The organism is Vibrio sp. Y20_XG_PY13, assembly GCF_024181925.1.
Lineage (GTDB): Bacteria > Pseudomonadota > Gammaproteobacteria > Enterobacterales > Vibrionaceae > Vibrio > Vibrio parahaemolyticus.
The window spans coordinates 1-25,283 of sequence record NZ_JAMZAL010000010.1 but is presented as its reverse complement, the minus strand read 5'-3'; the positions used below and the strand labels follow the sequence as shown (position 1 = coordinate 25,283).

Annotated in this window: 20 protein-coding genes and 1 tRNA gene; 16 read left to right on the top strand and 5 right to left on the bottom strand. The window is 47.4% G+C overall.

Annotated features, from left to right (window positions below):
* Positions 1 to 376 precede the first annotated feature (376 nt).
* The 5 genes from NL646_RS19345 (at position 377) to NL646_RS19325 (ending at position 4,928) form a co-directional block, all read left to right on the top strand.
* A complete protein-coding gene (locus NL646_RS19345; protein ID WP_005458022.1) occupies positions 377 to 640 on the top strand; it encodes a DUF4212 domain-containing protein in 264 nt (87 codons plus the stop codon).
* A gap of 12 nt (positions 641 to 652) precedes the next feature.
* Positions 653 to 2,380, top strand: coding sequence for a sodium:solute symporter family protein (locus tag NL646_RS19340; RefSeq protein ID WP_140170231.1), 1,728 nt, complete (start codon positions 653 to 655; stop codon positions 2,378 to 2,380).
* Positions 2,381 to 2,487: 107 nt separating this feature from the next.
* Positions 2,488 to 2,970 (top strand): hypothetical protein, encoded by a 483-nt coding sequence (locus NL646_RS19335; protein ID WP_005458018.1) that lies wholly within the window; start codon positions 2,488 to 2,490, stop codon positions 2,968 to 2,970.
* Between the two features lie 177 nt (positions 2,971 to 3,147).
* Positions 3,148 to 3,525, top strand: coding sequence for a hypothetical protein (locus NL646_RS19330; RefSeq protein WP_005458016.1), 378 nt, complete (start codon positions 3,148 to 3,150; stop codon positions 3,523 to 3,525).
* Between the two features lie 17 nt (positions 3,526 to 3,542).
* Positions 3,543 to 4,928, top strand: a complete 1,386-nt coding sequence (locus NL646_RS19325; RefSeq protein WP_021449804.1) for a lyase family protein — start codon at positions 3,543 to 3,545, stop codon at positions 4,926 to 4,928.
* Between the two features lie 87 nt (positions 4,929 to 5,015).
* On the opposite strand, the gene NL646_RS19320 is transcribed toward NL646_RS19325, so the two are convergent.
* Entirely contained in the window at positions 5,016 to 8,447 is a 3,432-nt protein-coding gene (locus NL646_RS19320) for a PAS domain-containing hybrid sensor histidine kinase/response regulator (RefSeq protein WP_193263389.1), read from the bottom strand.
* A 121-nt stretch (positions 8,448 to 8,568) separates the two neighbouring features.
* Positions 8,569 to 9,759: a 3-phenylpropionate MFS transporter gene (locus NL646_RS19315; RefSeq protein WP_253664571.1), complete on the bottom strand. Its 1,191-nt coding sequence runs from the start codon at positions 9,757 to 9,759 to the stop codon at positions 8,569 to 8,571.
* 229 nt (positions 9,760 to 9,988) lie between these two features.
* On the opposite strand from NL646_RS19315, the gene NL646_RS19310 reads away from it, so the two are divergent.
* The 9 genes from NL646_RS19310 to fis all read left to right on the top strand — a co-directional run bounded on the left by NL646_RS19310 (position 9,989) and on the right by fis (position 19,745).
* Positions 9,989 to 11,815, top strand: coding sequence for a DUF294 nucleotidyltransferase-like domain-containing protein (locus NL646_RS19310; protein WP_253664570.1), 1,827 nt, complete (start codon positions 9,989 to 9,991; stop codon positions 11,813 to 11,815).
* 32 nt (positions 11,816 to 11,847) lie between these two features.
* A complete protein-coding gene (locus tag NL646_RS19305) occupies positions 11,848 to 12,477 on the top strand; it encodes a 3'-5' exonuclease (RefSeq protein ID WP_021449808.1) in 630 nt (209 codons plus the stop codon).
* A gap of 237 nt (positions 12,478 to 12,714) precedes the next feature.
* Entirely contained in the window at positions 12,715 to 14,667 is a 1,953-nt protein-coding gene (acs, locus tag NL646_RS19300) for an acetate--CoA ligase (protein WP_005458005.1), read from the top strand.
* 304 nt (positions 14,668 to 14,971) lie between these two features.
* Positions 14,972 to 15,421 carry a type II 3-dehydroquinate dehydratase gene (gene aroQ / locus NL646_RS19295; protein ID WP_253664569.1) on the top strand — a complete coding sequence of 150 codons (450 nt, stop codon included), beginning with the start codon at positions 14,972 to 14,974 and terminating at the stop codon, positions 15,419 to 15,421.
* Between the two features lie 61 nt (positions 15,422 to 15,482).
* Positions 15,483 to 15,941, top strand: coding sequence for an acetyl-CoA carboxylase biotin carboxyl carrier protein (gene accB, locus NL646_RS19290; RefSeq protein ID WP_005459553.1), 459 nt, complete (start codon positions 15,483 to 15,485; stop codon positions 15,939 to 15,941).
* Between the two features lie 14 nt (positions 15,942 to 15,955).
* Positions 15,956 to 17,299: an acetyl-CoA carboxylase biotin carboxylase subunit gene (gene accC / locus NL646_RS19285; protein WP_005459551.1), complete on the top strand. Its 1,344-nt coding sequence runs from the start codon at positions 15,956 to 15,958 to the stop codon at positions 17,297 to 17,299.
* A gap of 130 nt (positions 17,300 to 17,429) precedes the next feature.
* Positions 17,430 to 18,317, top strand: a complete 888-nt coding sequence (gene prmA, locus NL646_RS19280) for a 50S ribosomal protein L11 methyltransferase (protein WP_005459549.1) — start codon at positions 17,430 to 17,432, stop codon at positions 18,315 to 18,317.
* Positions 18,318 to 18,456: 139 nt separating this feature from the next.
* Positions 18,457 to 19,425 carry a tRNA dihydrouridine synthase DusB gene (dusB, locus tag NL646_RS19275; RefSeq protein WP_005496441.1) on the top strand — a complete coding sequence of 323 codons (969 nt, stop codon included), beginning with the start codon at positions 18,457 to 18,459 and terminating at the stop codon, positions 19,423 to 19,425.
* 23 nt (positions 19,426 to 19,448) lie between these two features.
* Positions 19,449 to 19,745, top strand: coding sequence for a DNA-binding transcriptional regulator Fis (gene fis, locus NL646_RS19270; RefSeq protein WP_000462885.1), 297 nt, complete (start codon positions 19,449 to 19,451; stop codon positions 19,743 to 19,745).
* Between the two features lie 127 nt (positions 19,746 to 19,872).
* Here the strand turns inward: fis and NL646_RS19265 are convergent, their stop codons facing one another.
* Both NL646_RS19265 and NL646_RS19260 read right to left on the bottom strand, forming a co-directional pair.
* Positions 19,873 to 21,030, bottom strand: coding sequence for an MFS transporter (locus tag NL646_RS19265; RefSeq protein WP_029833000.1), 1,158 nt, complete (start codon positions 21,028 to 21,030; stop codon positions 19,873 to 19,875).
* Entirely contained in the window at positions 21,027 to 22,592 is a 1,566-nt protein-coding gene (locus NL646_RS19260) for an ABC-F family ATP-binding cassette domain-containing protein (RefSeq protein ID WP_253664568.1), read from the bottom strand. Before NL646_RS19260 ends, NL646_RS19265 begins: the two co-directional genes overlap by 4 nt.
* Positions 22,593 to 23,082: 490 nt before the next feature.
* On the opposite strand from NL646_RS19260, the gene NL646_RS19255 reads away from it, so the two are divergent.
* On the top strand, positions 23,083 to 24,072 hold the full coding sequence (locus tag NL646_RS19255) for a sensor domain-containing diguanylate cyclase (RefSeq protein ID WP_021453592.1): 990 nt from the start codon (positions 23,083 to 23,085) through the stop codon (positions 24,070 to 24,072).
* Positions 24,073 to 24,773: 701 nt separating this feature from the next.
* Positions 24,774 to 24,929: a transposase gene (locus NL646_RS19250; RefSeq protein WP_140254110.1), complete on the top strand. Its 156-nt coding sequence runs from the start codon at positions 24,774 to 24,776 to the stop codon at positions 24,927 to 24,929.
* Positions 24,930 to 25,168: 239 nt separating this feature from the next.
* Here the strand turns inward: NL646_RS19250 and NL646_RS19245 are convergent.
* Positions 25,169 to 25,245 (bottom strand) — tRNA-Asp (locus NL646_RS19245).
* Between the last annotated feature and the right edge of the window lie 38 nt (positions 25,246 to 25,283).

Sequence of the window (25,283 nt, the reverse complement as noted above, 5' to 3'; positions counted from 1 at the left end):
AACTTTAAGATGTAAGCGCGATGAGTTAAGCACAGGCTTTATTGTGCCTCAAAACCGTGCTCCGGTACGAAAACTTTATGTAAACAAATCACTTGAGAAGGTTGAATCTAGGTATAGATTCGGTGAAATCAATGAAGAAAAGATTAACCAATGCAACATATTGAAAATTTTATGCATCAAATCATTAGACCTTAGGCTAATTTAACACCTTTTTAACATCATCAAATCTTATCGATTTCGCCGTAAACGCCCATTATTCGGTCGTTTTTCCTTTTTTACGCCCCGACTAAAGTTGAAAAGAGTTATTGCCAACACCTTGCTAATGTACATTGTGAAACATTTTATTAACAACAATACCAATCGTAAGGAGACGGCAATGGCATTTGAAAGCGAAGAAAGAGCCAAAGCCTATTGGGACAAAAACGTGAAGCTCATGATCGGTCTAATGGTCATCTGGTTCGTCGTGTCTTTCGGCTGCGGCATTTTATTTGTCGACGTACTTAATCAATTTCAATTAGGTGGATACAAACTTGGTTTCTGGTTTGCTCAGCAGGGCTCCATCTATGCCTTCCTAGGTATTATTTTCTACTACGCGTGGAGAATGCGCCAAATCGACCGTGAATTCGGCGTGGATGAGTAAGGAGTCACTCAGATGGATTTGAAAACTATCACTTATCTGGTTGTTGGTGCGACGTTTGTCCTCTACATCGGTATTGCGATTTGGGCACGCGCTGGATCAACCAAAGAGTTCTACGTCGCGGGCGGTGGTGTAAACCCTATCGCTAACGGCATGGCAACCGCAGCAGATTGGATGTCTGCGGCATCGTTTATCTCGATGGCGGGTCTGATTGCCTTCATGGGTTACGGCGGCAGCGTATTCCTAATGGGCTGGACTGGTGGTTACGTGCTGCTTGCACTGTTGCTTGCCCCTTACCTACGTAAGTTCGGTAAATTTACCGTGCCTGAGTTTGTCGGCGAGCGTTTCTACTCCAAGACAGCGCGTATCGTAGCCGTAGTGTGTCTGATTATCGCGTCGGTCACTTATGTTATCGGTCAGATGAAAGGCGTTGGCGTTGCGTTTGGTCGCTTCCTTGAGGTGGATTACTCAACCGGTCTACTGATTGGTATGTGTATTGTATTTATGTACGCCGTTCTTGGTGGCATGAAAGGCATCACTTACACGCAGATTGCTCAGTATTGCGTACTCATTTTGGCTTACACTATTCCTGCAATCTTTATCTCTCTGCAGCTTACCGGCAATCCAATTCCACAAATAGGGCTCGGCAGTACCATGGCCGGCACCGATGTCTATCTGTTGGATCGGCTAGACCAAGTGGTGACGGAGCTCGGCTTTAGTGAGTACACCACTCAAGTCCGCGGTGACACGCTAAACATGTTCGTTTACACCATGTCACTGATGATAGGTACTGCGGGTCTGCCACACGTAATCATCCGTTTCTTCACTGTACCGAAGGTGCGTGATGCACGTACCTCTGCAGGTTGGGCACTTGTGTTCATCGCTATCCTATACACAACTGCTCCAGCAGTATCAGCAATGGCACGCCTAAACCTAATGGATACCGTTAATCCTGCGCCGGGCCAACACTTGGCTTATGACGAACGTCCTACTTGGTTCAAAAACTGGGAGAAAACGGGTCTGCTAGGCTTTGATGATAAGAACGGTGATGGCAACATCAACTACACATCAGATGCTGCAACTAACGAACTGAAAGTTGATAACGACATCATGGTACTGGCTAACCCTGAGATCGCGAAACTACCTAACTGGGTTATCGCACTGGTCGCAGCGGGTGGTCTAGCGGCGGCACTATCAACCGCAGCGGGTCTATTGCTGGCGATTTCGTCCGCGATTTCCCACGACTTAATCAAAGGGGTAATTAACCCGAATATCTCAGAGAAGAAAGAGCTGCTTGCGAGTCGAATCTCGATGGCGGTAGCCATTGCAGTCGCAGGTTACTTGGGTCTGCATCCACCGGGCTTTGCGGCAGGTACGGTAGCACTGGCCTTTGGTCTGGCGGCGTCCTCCATCTTCCCGGCTCTGATGATGGGTATCTTCAGTAAGAACATCAACAAAGAAGGTGCTATCGCGGGTATGGTTGCCGGTATCAGTATCACTCTGTTCTACGTGTTCCAACACAAAGGTATCCTATTCATCGCAGATTGGACTTACCTAGAAAGCTGGGGCAGCAACTGGTTCCTAGGCATTGAGCCAAACGCATTTGGTGCGATTGGTGCCTTATTCAACTTCATCGTCGCGTTCGCTGTATCGAAAGTAACAGCAGAAACACCACAAGAAGTGAAAGACCTAGTCGAACACGTTCGCGTACCGGTAGGTGCTGGTAGCGCAGTGGATCACTAAAATATAACCAAAACCACAAAGCCCCGTTTGGAACCTGCCGTCCGGGGCTTTTTTATTCTCACTTTTCAGTTACCATATTCGCAGTATGTCGTTGCAAGGAAGCCAAGATGTTCAAAAACAAGCACTTTATTCTCGCCCTGTTAATCGCGCCCATCCTTTCTATCATTGCCTACTTTGGTACCGATATGGCACTGAGCGAAAAGCCTCATGCCGCTAAAGAAGGGGAAACTTACAAGCTCGCGAGTAAGTCCAACTGCCGTTACACCAGTGGCCTATGTGACATGGAAAATGGCGATTTTAAAGTTAAGTTCCGTTCTGAAAAACTGACAAAAGATAGCCTAGAACTGTCTCTCAACGCTGCCTATCCGCTGGAAGGCGTCAAGCTGTCCGTAGTCGATGACCAACAACAGAACGCTCAGCCGATTGATATGACACGCGCCGATCAAGCTGGCCAAAACTGGTACATCACTCTGCCGAAGCCAACCTCCGCAGAGAGCTGGTTACGAGTCGTTATCCAAGCCGAAGGCACGCTTTACTACGGCGAAACACAAACAGCATTTGTGAAATACGAAACCTTGTTTACTGAGTAACATTACGCTGCTTATCCTTCTAAACAACGGATAAGCTTTGCTGCGGGATGAAAACCCAACCATTTCTGCCGATGCGACTGCGTCGGCTTTTTTATATCTAGCCTTGCCGAAAATAGAGGGTTGCTAATTTATTTTTAATTGATAATAATTATCATTATCTAATCAATTGAGGCAGATATGAAACGCAGAAAGGACATATTCAACGCCTTCTTCAAAGCGCAAGATCGCTTCCAACTTGCCGCGCCAAGTGGCTTTGAGCCCGACGTCATTCATGACTATATTCATTGGGGTATGGTGTTGTCATCCAGCTATGAGCATGAAGCAGAAGACGAAAACTTACTCTTGTGCGAACTGTTTTTGCGCCAAGTGTATTTCCACCTTCTCGAAGCGATTCAAGACCCAACTCGCACTCGTACATTTCGCCGAGTCTGCCTTGATTCGGTTCACACGCCCTTATTCTGCCTCAAACGTTACTACTATCAGTTTGAACATGGCGACGTAAAGTTTCTCCAATTACAACAACAATTACGCCTCATTCAGACTTCTCTTGATTAAACGAAAGGAACCCTACTATGACCACCGAATTTCGTATTGAAACCGACAGCATGGGCGAAGTAAAAGTCCCGGCGAATGCCTTGTATCAAGCGCAAACTCAGCGCGCTATCGATAACTTCGCATTCAGCCAGCACACCATGCCAAGCGGTTTCATCCAAGCTTTAGCCCACATCAAACAGACGGCAGCACTGACCAACGCACAACTAGGGTTACTAGAAGGTGATATTGCTAATGCGATTGCAGACGCTGCGCAAGCCATTATTGATGGGCAACATCTCGATCAGTTCCCTATCGACCTATTCCAAACCGGTTCTGGGACAAGCTCCAACATGAACGCTAATGAAGTGATTGCCACGCTCGCGTCTGAATTGCTTGGCGGCAACGTCAACCCGAATGACCACGTTAACATGGGTCAAAGCAGTAACGATGTGGTGCCGACGGCGATTCAAGTCAGCTCAGCACTTGCTATTGAACACAAGTTGTTGCCTGCACTGGCTCATCTTAGCCAAAGCCTAGAAACCAAGAAGCAAGCTTTGCAAGGCGTGGTAAAAACAGGCCGAACCCATTTGATGGACGCCATGCCAATCACTTTCGCGCAAGAGCTGGGCGGCTGGCAATTCCAGATTGAACACGCTAAACAAGCCATTGAACAAACACTGCCGATGGTGAAAGCCCTTGCTCAAGGCGGCACTGCCGTTGGCACAGGGATCAACGCCGATCCGCGTTTTGCCTCTCTGTTTGCAGACAACCTCACTCAGTCCACTCGAGTCACCTTTACTTCAAGCGACAATTTCTTCTTCAACCTCAGCAGCCAGGATGCGATCGTCGCACTGTCTGGACAGCTCAAAACAGCAGCAGTTGCGATCATGAAGATCGCAAACGATCTTCGCTGGATGAACTCTGGCCCATTGGCTGGCTTGGGTGAAATCGAACTGCAAGGCTTACAGCCGGGTTCATCAATCATGCCGGGCAAAGTAAACCCGGTTATTCCTGAAGCCGCAGCCATGGCGTCAGCGCAAGTGATTGGCAACGATGCAACCATCACCATCGCGGGTCAGTCTGGCAACTTCCAGTTGAATGTTATGCTACCCGTGATTGCACATAATATTTTGGAGAGCATTGAGCTCGTTGCGAACAGTGCGACCGCCCTTGCCGATAAGGCGATTGCGACCTTTGACGTTCGACAAGATAACCTCGATATTGCTTTAGCCAAGAATCCGATTTTAGTCACCGCACTAAATCCGGTGATCGGGTATTTGAAAGCGGCAGAAGTAGCGAAAAAAGCCTACAAACAAGGACGAGCCATCATTGATGTGGCCGAAGAGGAAACGGATTTAGACCGCGAAACGCTTGAAAGGCTACTTAATCCAGCCAAATTGACTCAAGGTGGCGTGGCTGAGTAAAGCACTGCTTTGAATATCTGCAGAATACAAAGAGACCTCTCATCGGAGGTCTCTTACTATCTGGCTCATGCGTTCAACTTACCGAAGCTACGCGACTCGATTGAGCACCGAGCGCAATTTAAGTGGCTTAACTGGTTTGGCAATAAAGCTGAAACCGTTCGCTTTGATGCCTTCCATCATATCGTCAGTACGGTCAGCACTGATGATCACCCCTTCAAAACGATTCCCTAGACGCAAACGACACTGTTGCAACACTTCTAACCCCGTACGTCCGTTATCCAATCGATAATCAGAGAAAATGACGTCTGGCACCCAATCGCCTTCGAGCGCTTGTAAGCTTTCGACGAGATCCGTCGCAACCCGTATGTCACACCCCCAACGAGAGAGCAGATTTTCCATTCCGACCAAAATGTCAGGTTCGTTATCGACACACAAAATTCGCAAGTGGCACAACTCAGATTGAGGACTGGTATCGACTTTCGCAGGGTGTGGCTGAACGTGATGAGCCTTATCCAACGTTATTGAGAACACGCTGCCTTTGCCAAACCACGAACGCATTGAAATTTCGTGCCCCAACACCTGCGCAATCCCTTTGGAAATCGCCAAGCCTAATCCCAAACCTTGATCGGAGCGCACTTGCGTTCCGCGATTAAACTCCTCGAAAATTTCCTGCTGTTTTTCTTCCTCGATGCCCATGCCGTTATCCCACACATCAATGCGAACACGTCCTTGAACTCGGCGCACTCCCAGAGCGACTTTACCATTTGGGCTGTAACGGAAGGCATTGGTGAGGAAATTCTGTACCACACGACGCAGTAATTTAGGGTCCGATTTCACCATTAGAGAAGATGGGATCATAGTGAACTCGATCCCCTGTTGTTTAGCCAATGCGCTGAATTCCGCATTGAGGTTCGCCAGAACATCGTTGACCGCGAAGCCATGCACATTGACTTCCAACTTACCCGATTCCAAACGCGAAATATCCAGCAAATCTCCGATCAAATCTTCCGCCGCGCCTAACGCACTTTCGATGTGTGCCGACAACTTGCGGGTTTCGCTGTCTTTGGCTACTTCAGAAAGTGAAGACGCAAACAAACGGGCGGCATTGAGCGGCTGCATCAAGTCGTGACTCACGGCCGCTAAAAAACGCGATTTCGATTTCGATTCCAAATCCGAACGCTGCGTCGCTGCCACCAACTGCTTGTTGAGTTGCTCCAACTCTCTAGTGCGCGCGCGTACTCGTTCTTCTAACGTTTCATTGGCGTCTTTCAGCGCTTGCTCGGCATCGCGGAATACGGTGATGTCCGTAAAGCTCATTACAAAACCACCGCCGGGCATCGGGTTGCCCTGCACTTCAATCACTCGTCCATCAGGACGCACACGGGAAGAGGTATGTCGCGTGCCTTGCTCAAGATGATACACGCGGCGGCGTACGTGGTCTTCTGGATCGCCGGGGCCACACAAACCTTGCTCAGCATTGTGGCGAATCACATCAGCAATCGGTCTGCCAACTTGAATTAATCCGGGTGGGAATACAAACAGCTCTAGGTAACGCTGGTTCCACGCCACCAGCCGCAGTTGTTTGTCGACCACCGCAATCCCTTGGCCGATATGTTCTATCGCCCCTTGGAGTAACCCGCGGCTAAAGTCGTACAGCTCGGAAGCTTCATCAACAATGGTTGCGACTTCTTCAAGCTGCATATTCCTGCCTTGCAACGCAGAAGTGAGTACTAACTTAGCGGAAGAGGCACCAAACACCCCAGCCAATACGCGTTCAGTGTGACGAATCAACGAAGACGGCGCTTGTTGGTTCGGTAACAACTCCTCTCGCTGCTGGCTCCAATAGGCTTGGAAAGCCACTTTCACCCGAGTGCGGCCAACAAAGCGCGAGGCAAGCATTTCCAGCTCAGCCACGGTAACACGACTTTGATACAAGCTGATGTTTTCGCTTTCAGGCAGCGGTGTTCCGACAAAAGACGCCGACTGTAAGCGCTCACTTAGGCTTGGACGCGTCGCCAGAGACACCGCGACAAAACACACCGCGTTCGCCACCACACTCATGATCATGCCCCAATCCGAAATTGCAATGTCGAAGCCCGACAGCATCTCTGGCGGCGTGATTAACCAAATCAAAAAGTTGTTGCTGGCATTACCAGCCAACATGTCGGTTTGGCTCATTAAGGTAATCAACCAAATCGTAAAACCGACCGCGAGGCCAACATAAACGCCTTTCTTGTTACCCTGACGCCAATACATACCGCCAATCAATGCAGGGGCAAACTGGGTAATGGCTGCAAACGAGAGAAAACCTATCGCAGAGAGTGAGTGGATACTATCTAAGGCCTGATAAAATCCCCATGCACCAATCAACAAAATCAGAATTAGAGCGCGGCGAATACGCAACAAAAGCTCCGAGAAATGGTGATGGTTGCGCTGCGCCAAGCGCATTCGGCGTAATATCAGCGGCATCACTAAGTCGTTCGATACCATGATCGCCAAAGCAATGGTTGATACAATCACCATACCGCTCGCCGCCGAGGTACCGCCCAAAAACGCCAGTAGCGCAATCTCGCTTGCCCCCACCGCCATCGGCACACTGATCACGTAAGTATCGGCAGATGTTCCGCTCAATAACCCTTGCCCGACCCACGCGATTGGCAACACAAATACGCCCATCAAAATCAGATACAGCGGGAACAACCAACGCGCGACATGCAAGTCTTGCGCACGTTCATTTTCCACCACCATGGTGTGAAACTGGCGCGGCAAACAGACAATTGCCAACATGGTCAGCACAGTATGAATCAATAAGGTTGGAATGTTTGGCGACTGGTAGGTTTCAGAAGCCACTTCAATCAGGCTCAAGTTTTCCGTGCTCATCGCCAGCCAGACAATGAAAATCCCCACCACCAAAAACGCCAGCAATTTGATGATGGATTCGAACGCGATCGCCATCATCATCCCACGGTGATGCTCGGTGTTATCAATATGGCGAGTACCAAACAACATGGTAAAAATGGCCAGTGCCACCACCACAAACCAAGACACGCTGTCATTCTGATAACCAAAATCGGTCGCCAATTCCGGGGCGATGATCTCCAACCCCATGGTGATGCCACGTAACTGCAAGGCGATATAAGGTAAGATCCCTGCCACCGCAATCAATGTGACGACCACCGCCAAACCTTGCGATTTTCCGTAACGGGCACCAATAAAATCAGCGATGGAAGTGATGTGTTCGCGCTTCGCGATCAGAATGAGTCGAGCCAGAACCCGCCATCCGATGGTAAACACCAAAATCGGCGCGATATAGATGGGCAAGAAAGACCAAGGATTGCTGCTCGCCTGTCCGACCGTGCCGTAGAAGGTCCACGAGGTACAGTACACCGCAATCGAGAGGCTATAAATCCACGGTCGCCAACGGGCGAGCCAGCGCTTCTGTATGTCTCCGTACCACGCGATTATAAATAGGGCTCCCAAGTACGCCAAAGAAACGGGAACCACCAGCCATCCTTGCATCCGATATCCTTTCTAGCTTTTCTTACAGAAAATAAAAAACCTCTCCTTGAGGGAGAGGTTTCATTTAACACTGCTTTCACAATGGAGACAAAGATTAGTTTTTAACCTTTGTCACAGAAGTCTAATTCTGTGTTTCAAGTGCCTTTTCAGACACATCCACCACGTTGTGGCTAGGCTCTTGAGGGTCCAATTTGATGAACAGCGCCAATAGGCCCATTGCCGCCATGCCCCAGAACACCAGCGCGCCCCAGTGCTCGTAACCCCAACCACTGAGCACCGTCATCAGCGCGATAAATGCGCCAAGCGGGATCGCGTTGTATAGCGCTTGCAACGCCACCATTTTGTTCTCTTCAGAGTTTTGGATGTATTGAATGGCCGCAATGTGCGCCGTCGCGAATGTCACACCGTGCAGAAGTTGCACGATAACCAACGCAACGATAGACGTTGTTGCAGCGGTCATGCCCCAACGCATCATCACACCACAAGCTGCGACAATAAACAGCGTGCGCAGCGCCCAACCAGCAAACAGACGCTTGCTCAATGCAAACACAGCCACTTCTGCCGCAACGCCTAGACTCCACAAGTAGCCGATCACGTCTTCTGAGTGACCCGCCGCTTTCCAGTGAATGGCACTAAAGCCGTAGTACGCCGCATGGCTACCTTGGATAAGTGACACCAAAACCAAGAACTTCACCACTGATTTATCGGTAAGCAGTGCGGATAATTTCGGACGTTCAGCATGCTGGTCACCGCGAGTGACAGGCATTGGATTGATGCTACGCATCGCGAAAAGCAATGAAAAGAACACCCCCACCATCGCGGTGTACAGAATCATATCCGAGCCAAATTCTGCGACAAGGAAACCCACCACCGTTGAACCCGCAATGAAGGCTATAGACCCCCACAAACGCGTGCGACCGTAATCCAACATTTTCAAGCGAGCGTAGTAGTTTGCCATCGCGTCTGATAGCGGTACTACCGGACCACAACACAAGTTAAACAACACCGTTGCCAATGCCATGAGCCAAAAACTGCCGCCCGTAAAAAAGTGGAAACCAACAAAAATGAGGGCAGCAAAGCTCAACCAACGCAACGTTGGCATTAGATGTTCAACTCGGTGTACACGAGGGGTAATGATGAGGTTAGCCACGCAGCGTGTCGCCAAACCTAAACCAACCAGTAAACCAATGTCCGTGGAAGAAACACCCTGTTCTTTAAACCACAACGACCAAAATGGCAGGTAAACGCCATACGCAAAAAAGAATCCGAGAAAGTACTGGGAAATCCAGCCATACGGAGAAGGTTTCAACATTACTAATATCCTAAAACGGGAACACCATCGCTCGAACCGTGGATTATGGATCGCTATGCGTATTAGAAAAAGGGAAGAATAGGCAACTTACCGTTTCCTCGATGTCATTCTGACTTTTGATGCGCCAAATTCGCCCATCAATGTCCAGCGGTTTAGACCAAAGTCGTCTGGCTTACGGCAAGAAATTTGTCAGACTTATACTGTGTTCCTCCCAATTTTAGGTGTCTCCATGCCTGACAAATTTAATATGCAATCTCCCCCGTTCGATCGTCTGACCGATGCTCAGCAAACTCGGCTACGCTCGTCCTTAGATGTGGCGTACTATCGAACTCGAGATGTCATTTTGTCTAGCGGGCAGACCAACCCTCACTTGCACATATTGATCAAAGGCGCAGTCGAAGAACGTTCCAAAGACCAATCCGAAGTGTTCGCTCACTACGCTAATGACGACATGTTTGATGTGCGTTCACTGTTTGAAGAATGCGTTCGACATCAATACATCGCGCTGGAAGACACCCTTTCGTACTTGCTGCCAAAAGACGTTTTTCTCGAGCTTTATAACGAGAATGGCCAGTTCGCAGCTTACTTCGACAACAACTTATCCAAACGACAAGAACTCATCGAAGCCGCGCAGCAACAGCAAAACTTGGCCGAATTCATTCTGGCCAAAGTCGATAACAGCATTTATCATCCGCCGATGATCCTCGCGCCAGAAACGCCAATCAACGAGGTAACTCGAACTCTAAAAGATAACGGCATCGATGCTGCATTGGTTCAGCTCCATGACGACGACCCGCGATTGGAAAAATGGCCGTCAGCTCACTCGTACGCCATCGTGACTCGTACCAACATGCTGCACTCGGTTATGTTGGATAATTGCGCCGTGGACACACCTGTAGGTGAGATCGCAACTTTCCCTGTCTACCATGTTGATGACGGGGATTTTCTGTTTAACGCCATGATCACCATGACACGTAATCGCATGAAGCGTTTGATGGTCTGCGAAGGCAATCGCGCGGTGGGCATGCTCGACATGACACAAATTCTCAGCGCGTTCTCGACGCATTCCCACGTGTTAACACTCAGCATTGCACGAGCAAGCAGCGTAGAAGAACTGGCGTTGGCCTCAAACCGTCAACGTCAACTGGTAGAAAGCTTGCTGAGAAACGGCATCCGCACTCGCTTCATCATGGAGCTCATCTCTGCGGTAAACGAACAAATTATCGAAAAAGCCTTTGAACTGGTGGTGCCACCCGCTTTGCACGACCACTGTTGTTTGATCGTGCTGGGCTCAGAAGGGCGTGGCGAGCAAATTCTTAAAACCGACCAAGACAACGCGCTCATTATTGAAGACGGGCTAGAATGGCCGCATTGCGAACAAGTGATGCAATCATTTACCCATACTCTGCAGCAGCTTGGTTACCCACTCTGCCCCGGAAAAGTGATGGTCAACAACCCGAAATGGGTCAAAACACAGCAAGAGTGGATCCACACCTTAGATCATTGGATTGCGAAGGCGGAGCCTGAACCAATCATGGACTTGGCGATTTTCAGTGACGCACATGCAGTAGCAGGGAATCGAGAGCTTCTCACCCCAATAGCAAATCACCTCAGAGACAGCATGAAAGATCGCATGCTGGTTTTGTCGGATTTCACGCGCCCTGCTTTGCAATTTTCTGTGCCCCTTACTCTGTTTGGCAACGTAAAAAGTGCCAAGGATGGCTTGGATATCAAACGTGGTGGCATCTTCCCTATCGTGCATGGTATTCGCACCTTGTCGTTGGAATATGCGATTGAAGAAAAAAACACCTTTGAACGCATCGAAGCACTAAGAAAAAAACGCATCTTAGAACCTGAGACCGCAGACAACTTAAACGAAGCGTTGAAGCTGTTCTTTAAGATTCGCCTTAATCAGCAATTGAGTAAACAAGAAACACTTAACAACATTGATATCAAACAGTTAGACCGAACCGAGCGTGACTTGCTGCGTCATAGCTTGCATGTGGTGAAGAAGTTTAAGCAGTTCTTGGGCTTCCACTATCAAATCCGCGATTAAGCGCTTACACAAGTCAAAATGAGGCGTAGAGGATGAACTGGTTACAACGCAAATATTGGCATTACAAACTGAAAGGCTCGCCTTATCAGTCGCTGTTTTGTGCGCCACACAAAACCGAGTTTGTGTCTCTAGATTGTGAGACCACCAGCCTTGATCCAAACCGTGCTGAGTTGGTCACCATCGCAGCAACCAAGATCATCGACAACCGCATCCTCACCAGTCAGCCTTTTGAAGTACGCTTACGTGCACCCCAATCGTTAGATTCTGGGTCAGTGAAAATTCATAAAATTCGCCACCAAGATCTGGCTGATGGTATCAGCGAGAAAGAAGCGTTGCTGAAACTGCTCACGTTCATCGGCAACCGTCCTTTAGTCGGATATCACATTCGCTATGACAAAAAAATTCTCGACCTTGCCTGCCAAAGGCAACTCGGCTTCCCACTGCCAAACCCATTGATTGAAGTCAGCCAGATTTATCACGACAAATTAGAACGGCATTTACCCAATGCCTACTTCGACTTAAGTCTGGATGCGATTTGCAAGCACCTTGAACTGCCCATTCAAGATAAACACGACGCGCTGCAAGATGCGATTTCTGCCGCCTTGGTTTTTGTGCGCCTCACCAAAGGCGATCTGCCAAATCTCACCGCGCCATACACATAAATCCTGTTGACCTAGCTCCCATAATTACTTTTATTTCAAGCATTTTCCGGCACACCCCTCTGTCTCATCCTAAAGTCTAATTGTGGAAATACGCGCTGTGACTGACAGTTATAGGCACAACGTCGTTCTAGGACGACTGAGTATTTAAGAACCAAAAGACAGCCCTACAAAAATACATATTCAGAATCTTAAGTAGATTGGTGTAAGGCCGAGAATTAAGGCACAAGGAGAGAAGCCATGAGCGAAGCCCACGTTTATCCGGTAAAAGAAAATATTAAAACTCATACACACGCGGATAATGATACCTACCTAGCCATGTATCAGCAGTCGGTCACCGATCCAGAGGGCTTCTGGAACGAGCACGGCAAAATCGTTGATTGGATCAAACCTTTCACCAAAGTAAAAAGCACCTCATTCGACACCGGCCACGTTGACATTCGCTGGTTTGAAGATGGCACACTGAACGTATCTGCAAACTGTATCGACCGTCATCTCGCAGAACACGGCGACGACGTAGCGATCATCTGGGAAGGCGATGATCCAGCAGACGACAAAACGCTGACTTTCAACGAACTGCACAAAGAAGTGTGCAAGTTCTCTAACGCATTAAAAGACCAAGGCGTGCGCAAAGGCGACGTGGTGTGTTTATACATGCCAATGGTGCCAGAAGCAGCTATCGCTATGCTGGCGTGTACACGCATCGGCGCGGTGCATACCGTGGTGTTTGGTGGTTTCTCACCAGAAGCACTGTCTGGTCGTATCATCGACTCTGACGCGAAAGTTGTGATCACTGCGGACGAAGGTGTGCGCGGTGGACGTGCCGTTCCGCTGAAAAAGAACGTGGACGAAGCACTCACTAATCCAGAAGTAAAAACCATCAGCAAGGTTGTGGTACTAAAACGCACAGGCGGCAATGTAGATTGGCATGAGCATCGTGACGTTTGGTGGCACGAAGCAACCGCAAAAGTATCTGATGTTTGTCCACCAGAAGAGATGAAAGCCGAAGACCCACTGTTCATCCTTTACACATCTGGCTCGACAGGCAAACCAAAAGGCGTACTTCACACCACAGGTGGCTACCTTGTTTATGCGGCCATGACGTTTAAATACGTCTTCGATTACCAACCAGGTGAAACCTTCTGGTGTACCGCAGACGTAGGCTGGATTACTGGCCACACGTACCTTATCTACGGACCACTTGCGAACGGCGCGAAAACAATCCTGTTCGAAGGTGTACCAAACTACCCGAACACAAGCCGTATGAGCGAAGTGGTCGATAAGCATCAAGTGAACATTCTGTACACCGCACCAACAGCTATTCGTGCGCTGATGGCAAAAGGCAACGAAGCGGTTGCTGGCACGTCTCGCTCAAGCCTTCGCATCATGGGCTCAGTGGGCGAACCAATCAACCCAGAGGCATGGGAGTGGTACTACAAAACGATCGGTAACGAAAATTCACCTATCGTCGACACTTGGTGGCAAACGGAAACCGGCGGCATCTTGATCGCTCCACTTCCGGGCGCGACAGATCTCAAACCAGGTTCAGCAACTCGCCCATTCTTCGGCGTACAACCTGCGCTGGTTGATAACATGGGTAATATCCTTGAAGACACCGTGGCTGAAGGTAACTTGGTAATTCTTGATTCATGGCCAGGTCAGATGCGTACGGTTTACGGCGACCATGAACGCTTCGAACAAACCTACTTCTCAACCTTTAAGGGTATGTACTTCACCAGTGACGGCGCGCGTCGCGACGAAGACGGCTACTACTGGATCACTGGCCGCGTCGATGACGTACTGAACGTGTCTGGACACCGTATGGGCACCGCTGAAATTGAATCTGCGCTAGTCGCGCATCATAAAATTGCCGAAGCCGCGATTGTTGGTATTCCACACGACATCAAAGGCCAAGCGATCTACGCCTACATCACGCTCAACGATGGCGAGTTCCCATCCGCAGAGTTGCACAAAGAAGTGAAAGATTGGGTGCGTAAAGAGATTGGTCCAATTGCAACGCCTGACGTACTGCACTGGACAGACTCTCTACCAAAGACTCGTTCAGGTAAGATCATGCGTCGTATTCTGCGTAAGATTGCGACAGGTGATACAAGCAACCTAGGCGATACTTCAACGCTTGCCGATCCAAGTGTAGTAGACAAACTCATCGCCGAAAAAGCAGAACTGGTATAAGCTCGCCAGCCTGCTTTAAACAGTGAACGAAAACCGTCATCTTTGCATGGCGGTTTTTTGCTTTTGGGCGCAAATTAACCACAACATAGATATGGTGATTATGTTGTTTTTGTTAACTTGGTTACAGAAACGAAGCGGGCAATTGGGAGATTAGACCAGTAAATTGCTGCTAATTGCTATGAATTAGCTATAATCTTGGTCGATTTTTTAAAATTTGCTCGGTTTTAACAAAAAAATCGTGCTGAATTATCGTATATTTGGGAATATAAACGTTCCACTCACGATAAGGGAAGATAGCAACATAATGTCTGCAAAGTCACGGATTCTTGTTCTAAACGGACCAAATCTTAACCTATTAGGTCTGCGTGAACCGACACACTATGGTAACAACACCCTAGCACAAATTGTGGACGCTTTGACTGAACAAGCGCACAACGCAGGGGTGGAACTGGAACACCTACAATCAAATCGTGAGTACGAACTGATTGAAGCCATTCATGCCGCTTACGGCAAGATTGATTTCATCATCATCAATCCAGCTGCTTTCACTCACGCCAGTGTAGCACTGCGAGATGCATTACTTGGCGTGGCCATCCCATTTATCGAGGTGCACCTATCGAACGTGCATGCACGTGAGCCGTTTCGTCATCACTCTTACCTGTCTGATAAGGCAGAAGGCGTGATCTGCGGTTTAGGCGCACAAGGTTATGAATTCGCTCTGTCTGCCGCGATTAACAAGCTACAGGCAAAGTAACCCTAACACTCTGCAACCCCACAGGGGTTGTCTTAATCACAAGATAAAAGAGAAAGAAAAGATGGATATTCGTAAAATCAAGAAGCTAATCGAGTTAGTTGAAGAGTCTGGCATTGCTGAGCTAGAGATTTCTGAAGGTGAAGAGTCAGTACGCATCAGTCGTCACGGCACAGCAGCTCCAGCACCAGTTCACTACGCAGCGGCTCCAGTAGCAGCACCTGCTCCAGTAGCAGCACCTGTAGCAGACGCGCCAGCAGCTGAAGCTCCAGCAGCAGCGGTACCTGCAGGTCACCAAGTTCTTTCTCCAATGGTTGGTACTTTCTACCGCTCTCCAAGTCCTGATGCGAAATCATTCGTAGAAGTGGGCCAAAAAGTTAACGCTGGCGACACGCTATGTATCGTTGAAGCAATGAAGATGATGAACCAAATCGAAGCGGACAAATCTGGCGTTGTTACTGCAATCCTAGTTGAAGACGGCCAACCAGTTGAATTCGACCAACCTCTAGTTGTAATCGAATAAGCGAGGCTTGCCTTATGCTAGACAAAGTAGTCATCGCGAACCGAGGTGAAATTGCACTTCGTATTCTTCGCGCTTGTAAAGAACTAGGTATTAAGACCGTTGCTGTTCACTCAACAGCTGACCGCGATCTTAAGCACGTACTACTTGCAGATGAAACCGTGTGTATCGGCCCTGCTCGTGGTATCGACAGCTACCTAAACATCCCACGCATCATTTCTGCAGCAGAAGTAACTGGCGCGGTAGCTATCCACCCAGGTTACGGCTTCTTGTCAGAAAACGCTGACTTCGCAGAGCAAGTTGAGCGCAGTGGTTTCATCTTCGTTGGTCCAAAAGCGGACACTATCCGCATGATGGGCGACAAAGTATCAGCGATCACCGCAATGAAAAAAGCGGGCGTTCCATGTGTACCTGGCTCAGACGGTCCACTAGATAACGACGAAGACAAGAACAAAGCTCACGCTAAGCGTATCGGCTACCCTGTTATCATCAAAGCATCTGGCGGCGGCGGCGGTCGTGGTATGCGCGTAGTTCGTGCAGAAAAAGACCTCGTTCAAGCTATTGCTATGACTCGTGCAGAAGCAAAAGCAGCATTCAACAACGACATAGTTTACATGGAGAAATTCCTAGAAAACCCACGTCACGTTGAAGTACAAGTTATTGCTGATGGTCAAGGCGGTGCAATCCACCTAGGTGAACGTGACTGTTCTATGCAGCGTCGTCACCAAAAAGTAGTGGAAGAAGCTCCAGCTCCTGGCATCACTGAAGAGATGCGTAAGTACATCGGCGAACGTTGTACTCGTGCATGTGTTGAAATCGGTTACCGCGGCGCAGGTACATTCGAATTCCTATACGAGAACGGTGAATTCTACTTCATCGAAATGAACACTCGTATTCAGGTAGAACACCCAGTAACAGAAATGGTTACCGGTATCGACCTAATCAAAGAACAGCTTCGCGTAGCAGCAGGTCAACCACTGTCATTCACTCAAGATGACATCAAGATCCGCGGCCATGCGATTGAGTGTCGTATCAACGCAGAAGACCCAGAGCGCTTCCTACCATCTCCAGGTAAGATTCAACGCTTCCACGCGCCAGGCGGCATGGGTGTTCGTTGGGAATCGCACATCTACTCTGGTTACACAGTACCACCTCACTACGACTCAATGATCGGTAAGCTGATCACTTACGGTGAAAACCGTGACGTAGCGATTGCACGTATGAAAAATGCACTGGGTGAGATGATCATCGAAGGCATTAAAACTAACGTGCCACTGCAAGTGTCAATCATGAATGATGAAAACTTCCAACACGGCGGTGCGAACATTCACTACCTAGAGAAGAAACTAGGCCTACAATAAGCCTCAGCGAACCTCTAAATAAATGCCCACATCTGTGGGCATTTTTGTTTTGTATAAAGTCTATACTCAAACAAATCGCAGAGTTCTGGTAAACTCTGCGCCACTTCATTCACTTTAAGAGCAAAAACAAATGCCTTGGATTCAAATCAAACTCAACGCGACCAATGAAAACGCCGAGCAAATCGGCGACATGCTAATGGAAGAGACTGGTGCGCTGTCTGTAACTTTCTTAGACGCGCAGGATACACCTGTATTCGAACCTCTACCTGGCGAGACTCGCTTATGGGGCGATACTGACATTCTGGCACTGTACGATGCAGAAGCCGATACCAACTTCATCATCGACCAAATCAAAGCAAGCAATATGCTAGCAGAAAATTTTGCTTACAAAGTTGAACAGCTTGAAGACAAAGACTGGGAACGCGAGTGGATGGAAAACTTCCACCCAATGAAATTTGGTGAGCGCCTATGGATTTGCCCAAGCTGGCGTGAAGTGCCAGAACCAGACGCTGTCAACGTAATGCTGGATCCAGGTCTTGCATTCGGTACTGGTACTCACCCAACAACCGCACTTTGTCTTGAGTGGCTAGAAAGCATGGACTTAAGCGGTAAAACCGTTATCGACTTCGGCTGTGGCTCAGGCATTCTTGCGATCGCAGCGATCAAACTGGGTGCAGAAAAAGTTATCGGGATCGACATTGATCCTCAAGCGCTACTTGCATCAAAAGACAACGCAGAGCGTAACGGCGTTGCCGACAAACTAGAAGTATACCTTCCTCAAAACCAACCAGAAGGTCTGATTGCAGACGTGGTTGTTGCTAACATTCTTGCTGGCCCACTACGTGAACTTGCACCAATCATTAAAGGCCTAGTTAAGCCAAATGGCGCCCTAGCAATGTCTGGTGTTTTGGACACGCAAGCGGAAGATGTTGCAAGCTATTACCGTGATGAGCTTCACATTGACCCTATCGTTGAGCAAAGCGAATGGTGTCGCATCTCTGGTCGTAAGCAAGGCTAGACAAGGTTTTCAGGGCTAATTGTTTGAAATTCATACAATTTACAAAAACAATTTGTAAATGCTCAAATATTAGTCTTTTCACGCAGTGAAAAAATGCGTAAAATGCGCGCCCTTGCTGGCACAGAACTGTGATGACGTTTTGAAAATCGGAAACTACCAACTTAAGAACAATCTAATCGTAGCCCCTATGGCTGGTGTAACGGATAGACCGTTCCGCGAGTTGTGTCTTCGTTATGGTGCGGGCATGGCCGTCAGTGAAATGATGTCCGCCAACCCAAAACTATGGAAAACGTCGAAGTCGAAACAGCGCATGGTACATGAAGGCGAATCGGGCATTCGCTCTGTACAAATTGCCGGTTCCGATCCACAGCTTATGGCAGATGCAGCTCAATTCAGTGTTGAAAACGGTGCGCAAATCATCGACATCAACATGGGCTGCCCGGCAAAAAAAGTGAATAAGAAGCTGGCGGGCTCTGCACTGCTTCAATACCCAACCATTATCGAAGAGATTTTGAAAGCGGTAGTGAATGCGGTAGACGTTCCTGTAACGTTAAAGACCCGAACAGGCTGGGATACAGACAACAAAAACTGTGTCCAAATCGCTAAATTAGCCGAAGACTGCGGCATACAAGCTCTTGCTCTGCATGGCAGAACAAAAGCGTGTATGTACAAAGGTGAGGCCGAATACGACAGCATTAAAGCGGTAAAAGAGGCGATTTCAATTCCGGTTATCGCGAACGGTGATATCGATAGCCCGGAGAAAGCCAAATTTGTACTGGAGTACACCGGTGCGGACGCTTTAATGATTGGACGCCCTGCCCAGGGTCGTCCTTGGATTTTCCAGGAAATCCATCACTATTTGGAAAACGGCACCACAATGGATGAGCTTCCCACTCAGGAAGTGAAAGCCATTATGCTTGGTCATGTGAATGCTCTTCATGAATTTTATGGCGAGTATTTAGGTCCACGTATCGCGCGTAAGCACGTAGGTTGGTATCTGAAAGAACATGAACAGGCGAGTGAGTTTCGCCGTACCTTCAACGCTATCGACGCAGCTCCGCTGCAAATTGAAGCGCTAGAAGGTTATTTTGATAACGTTGCATCATAATTAAGAGAAGAGCTAGACCGAATATGTTCGAACAAAATCTGACTTCAGAAGCATTAACAGTAACTACAGTAACGTCACAAGACCAGATTACTCAAAAGCCTTTACGTGACTCTGTTAAAGCGTCTCTTAAAAACTACCTTGCTCAACTAAATGGCCAGGAAGTAACAGAACTATACGAATTAGTTCTAGCTGAAGTTGAACAGCCACTATTAGATACTATCATGCAGTACACTCGCGGTAACCAAACTCGCGCAGCAACTATGATGGGTATCAACCGCGGTACTCTTCGCAAGAAACTTAAGAAATACGGCATGAACTAAGACCGGATTTCAAAAGTATTTGGAACAAGCCGTTACCTTTGGGTAGCGGCTTTTCTTTATCTACTGATCTAAAAATATTAGTGAAGAAACACGCGTGACACTTTCGCATCACGCGATTCACACTCTTTTATGAGTAGCGCTGGAGTTGCTCCGTTTCCTGAATGGGCTTCAATGCTGCGATAGCGAAGCCAAAGAGTAATACGGCCAATACAGCGACCCATTCACTCCCTACATCATAGGCAAATCCAGCAAGCGCAGACCAAATTGCGACGCCAAAGTGCATCATGCTCATCGCAGATGACATTAGAACTCCTCGATATTCATCCGATAAGCTCGCTATATAAGCCTGTAGAGCCGGAGAGCCTATACCGCCTGCCAACGACCAAATTGCCAATATGGGAAGATAGGCCACGAATTGGCTCGCACCACACGCAAATACCCAGATGCTACATGGCATGCACACCACAAGCGCAATACGCATTACAGCTCGCCCACTTCCAAGGCGATGAGAAGCTCGAGTCGTGAGTAGATTTCCAAGAACACTCACGATTCCTAAAGCTGCGTACATCATGCCAATCCAACTTATCGACACTCCCGCGACATCTCGCATATTGAGCCCAATGAGATTGAACACACCAATACCACCACCTAAGCCAAAACACATAGCAGCAATCGCACCCAACGCTCCAGGAAGGCGAAATGCCTCTATAACGGGAGGTAATGTCATTAACCGCTCGTTCTGATCGTGAGGCTCTCTCATGCATCCCCAAACTAAGGCCCCAACAGCAAGTGCCGCCATCCCTAAAATGATAAAAGCAGCTCGCCATGATAAGAGTTGAGTGATCAGTGCGCCGATAGCAGGGCTGGTTATCATGCCTAATGTCAATCCAGCTTGCACCATCACAATCTGCCGCATCGAGCGCCCACCTTTTTCATCACCAGCCAACGCAAATGCGATTGGCAGCATTCCTGCGCTAGCAATGCCTGTAACAACACGAGTGACTAAAGCCCATTCAAACTGGCTAACCAAGCCAGTCAGAATCGAGGAGATGCCAAAAACGAAACAAGCAGGCAGCATAAGGCGAAGACGCCCTACTCGATCCGACCAACGCCCTAAATAAGGCGCACAAAACGCAATCGCTAGACTATACGCCGTAATAAAGAGTGTCACCTGGCTCGGTGGAACACCAAGATCACCTCCGATAGGTTCTAAAATTGAGCCAAGCAGCAATTCGTCAGCACCTACCAGAAATGCAATAAGGAACAACGCTATCGACTGAATCATGCTTCAACCTCCGCTTGCAAAGAAATCTCCGCTAAGGTCGCGATATCGACGATTCTGTCTGGCCAATCTTGGATAAATGCCTTCTCGTGTGAAACCAAGATGACACTGCCCGCAAAACGTTGTAGCGCCTGCTTCAACGCATCTTTACTGCTGGTATCAAGATGCGTAGTTGGCTCATCGAGAATGAGTACATTGCAGCCTCGTGTTGCTAAACAACAAAGCTTAACGCGAGTTTGCTCTCCACCACTCAACGCCTCTAAGCGACGTTGTGCTTTATCACCCTTTATCCCGAAGCGTGCTAACAGCTTACGAGCCGATTTACTATTGATTGAAGAATCGACCGCACACACCTCTTGCTCCGGTGTATGATCCGGATGACGCCAAGATAGGTCTTGAGCGAAGTAACCGATCTTAAGACCTTGTGCAAACGTCATTTCACCAGAGAGTGGAAGCACCTCCCCCATTAGCGTTTTGAGCAATGTCGACTTCCCTACGCCATTAAAGCCCTCAATCACCAACTTGTCTCCTCGCGCGACAGTGATATCAATCGGTGACAGTAAAGGCGTTTGATAACCAATGCTCAACGCTTCGGCGCTAACAACACTTTGATGTCCAATAGGCGCATAAGAAAAATCAAATTCAGTCACAGCATCTGTTTTATGCAACTGAACCCTTTCAATTTTATCCAATTGCTTCTTACGTCCCTTCGCAATGCTCGCATTCACACCTGCGCCATTTTTCGCAATAAACTGTTCCAGTTTCTTAATCTCAGCTTGCTGTGCGTGGTACTCTTTTTCCAACAGCGAATTGTTGTGTCGCTTTTGCGCCATTGCTTTGTGGTATGAGCCGGTGTATTTCTGGATTTTTTGATAGTCGATATCACAGATACAGGTAGTAACCGCATTCAGGAAACTCACATCATGAGACACCAATAGTACGGTTCCTACATAAGCATTGAGATAATTCTTCAACCACTCAATATGAGTTGCATCAAGATAGTTAGTCGGCTCATCTAACAATAAGACGTCTGGTTCACGCAACAATAAGCGCGCTAATAAAACCTTACGGCGTTGCCCACCACTTAACGCACTCATTAGAGTATCCAGTCCCAACTGCTGTATACCAAGCCCTGCGGATACACTTTCAATTTGGGCATGTAAGGCGTAAAAGCCTTGGGCTTCCAATTCCGTTTGTAACTTAGCAACTCGGCGAAGCAAAGAAGGCGATGCAGATTCAGCCATCTCTTGATACAAAGAAAATAATTCACGTTCAGCTTCAAACAACTCATTAAATGCCGATTGTAAACATCCTCTAATCGTTTGAGTTTTATCTACCACAAGATGTTGATCAAGATAGCCAATCTCTAAGTTTGGCTGCCAATGAATATCTCCCTCATCGGCAGAAACTTCACCAACAAGCAACTTTAACAACGTACTTTTTCCTACTCCGTTTACACCGGTGATTCCTACATGCTCTCCAGCATGAATAGTAAAGTGGGAATGGCTATATAGGTGATGATCAACAACCTGATAGGACATATTTTTAACGTGTAACACACTCATGTTTTTTACCAAATAAAAAGGGCCGGTACTTACATACCGGCCCCTATTTCAACTATGGGTAACTTCATATCTGATTTCAAACTTCAGATACAAAAAAGCCGGTGATGATGTATCACCGGCGGTCTCTTGTCTTTACTCAGATGTAATACAACCTACGCATTTTCCAGCTTAGCTGTGCACGTATTTCCACATCTGATGAAGATAATTTATGACTCCGAGCAACACTTCATCGCGTTTTATGCACGGAGTTCAGCCTTCTTACGAAGTTTTTAAACAAGAGATATAACATGAATTTTTTGTCTCAAAAATATACAGGCAAGAGCCTACACCCGCACGAAACAAAGTGCTATAAAAATTTCACTCAAACAGCTCAAAAGCTAACACACACAGATTAGCTGAATCGATAAACCATTATGTGATCCATATTGATTGTGTCATCAATACAAACCTATATAATCGGCTACTTGCCGAGAAGAAGGAAAGTAACCACATGATTTATAAAGAAAGGGAAACATGGTTAGAAGCCATTTTAAACACCCTACCGGATCATGTGTTTATCCTAGACGAAAGCGGGCGCTATATTGAAAGCTTTGGTGGTACCCACCACTCCAAAACGTTCAACGCAGAACGCTACACTGGCTTACAGCTTAGCGATGTCCTTTCCCCAACCAAAGCAGATGAACTCATGGGGTTTATTTTTGACGTTATGCAAGATAACGAAACGAAAGTCGTGAAATACAACCTTTCTCTGCATGACCACCTACTCCTGCCTATAGAAGAGCTAGAAGCGTTGGAAAATCCAGAAGAAATGTGGTTTGAGGCGATTATCAAACCAGTTAACGCTCCTGAAAATGCAAACAAACTGGTGATCTGGTCTGTACGTGATATCACCAAGACTCATTTGCTAGAACAACGCCTTAAACAATTATCAGAAACTGATGCACTTACTGGTCTTCTCAACCGTCGGGCGTTTATCTCCAATTTAGATAATGCGATCATTCAACATACAAAACGTTCTAAAACACTTTCATGCTTGATGATCGATATTGATCACTTCAAAGATATTAATGATAGAGTTGGCCATTTTTCTGGTGATCATGTTATCACTCGCATTGCTCACGTTTGCCAAGGAGTCATTCGTGGCAGCGACTTTATAGGTCGATTGGGAGGAGAAGAGTTCGCAGTAATCTTAACAGATACGAATGCGATTCAAGCGTATGAAGTAGCTGAACGCATCCGCCAAGCTATACAAGCAACGATCTGTCATGTCGATGACGTTGAAATTACGACCACTGTTAGTATTGGTGTAGCAGAGTTGAATTCACAACAATCCAACGCAAAAAAGCTTCTAATCGAGGCCGATAAAGCGATGTACTATTCAAAGCACTCAGGACGCAATCAAGTCACCCTAGCTTACGAAAACCTGCCAGATCTTAAGCTTTATCAAGCCGGTCACTTAAAAATACAAAGGGTTTCTTAAATATAAGTTCCCCCTTTCTGACCACAATAACATCGCTAAAAACTCACCTATCTAAAAGCCTTATAACTATTAGTAAAAAATGCTCTATATGTGTTCGCTATTTATCGACCTAAACCACCATCATTCCATCCTTAATATCGACTTTAAAAAGCTCGCAAGTCAGCAAAAATCCATTCAGATAAAAATGAGACTGCTGGCCCTTGCTCATTTCAAATGATGGAGATTCACGCACACAAATCGCCAAGTTTCTCAAAGTAAGCCGGACCAGTGTCAATAAGTTGGTCCAAAGCTTTCTTGAAGAACGGCAAGAAAAGCCAAGCATAAGAAGAGCCCCCTTATTCTATCTATTTCCTGCTCGACCACATGGGCTTTTCATAGATAACTTCCAGCTCAAACACCCCAAACAATATCAACAAACACAAGAGGATTTGAAAAAATCAAAATCGAAACGATCCTTAAGATCCCAGAACATATAGCTTTAGAGTGTGTTGATGTCTGGTTTCAGGACAAAGCCAGATTTGGGCAACAAAACACTACAACACGCTTATGGACTGAAAAAGCAACTCACCCAAGAGCCGTGAAGCAATAACAATTTGTGTATGTTTATATGTTCGGTTCAGTCTGTCGCAGAAGAGGAATTGGTGAGGCTATCATTGTCCCTTGGGTTAATAAAGACATCTGATAGAGCACTTAAAAAAATATTGGCAGTCACGGAGGAGGGACGTCACGTCGTCGTTGTAATGGATGGTGCAGGATGGCATACAGAAGAAATTGCCCATGACTTTAAGAATGTCAGTGTCATCAAACTTTCACCCGATACTCCAGAGCTAAACCCTATCGAACAAGTATGGCGTTGATTGAGGCAACGCTATTTAGCCAACCAATCTTTTACGGATTACGACGACATCACCTTCAAAGTCTACGATGCATAGAATCGGTTTTGAATTGATCCAAAAGAGTCTCCAAAATATGCTCGAGAAGATGGATAGACCTGACCAGTTAATTTTCCAGATTGGTATGACTTCTCTTGGAAGGGAAAATGACAGACTCTAAAACGACAAAAGCCCTGCTATTTCTAGCAGGGCTTTCAAATAAGTGGCGGAGCGGACGGGACTCGAACCCGCGACCCCCGGCGTGACAGGCCGGTATTCTAACCAACTGAACTACCGCTCCGCACTGGTTAGACCTAAGTCTAAATTTAAAGCCTGGCG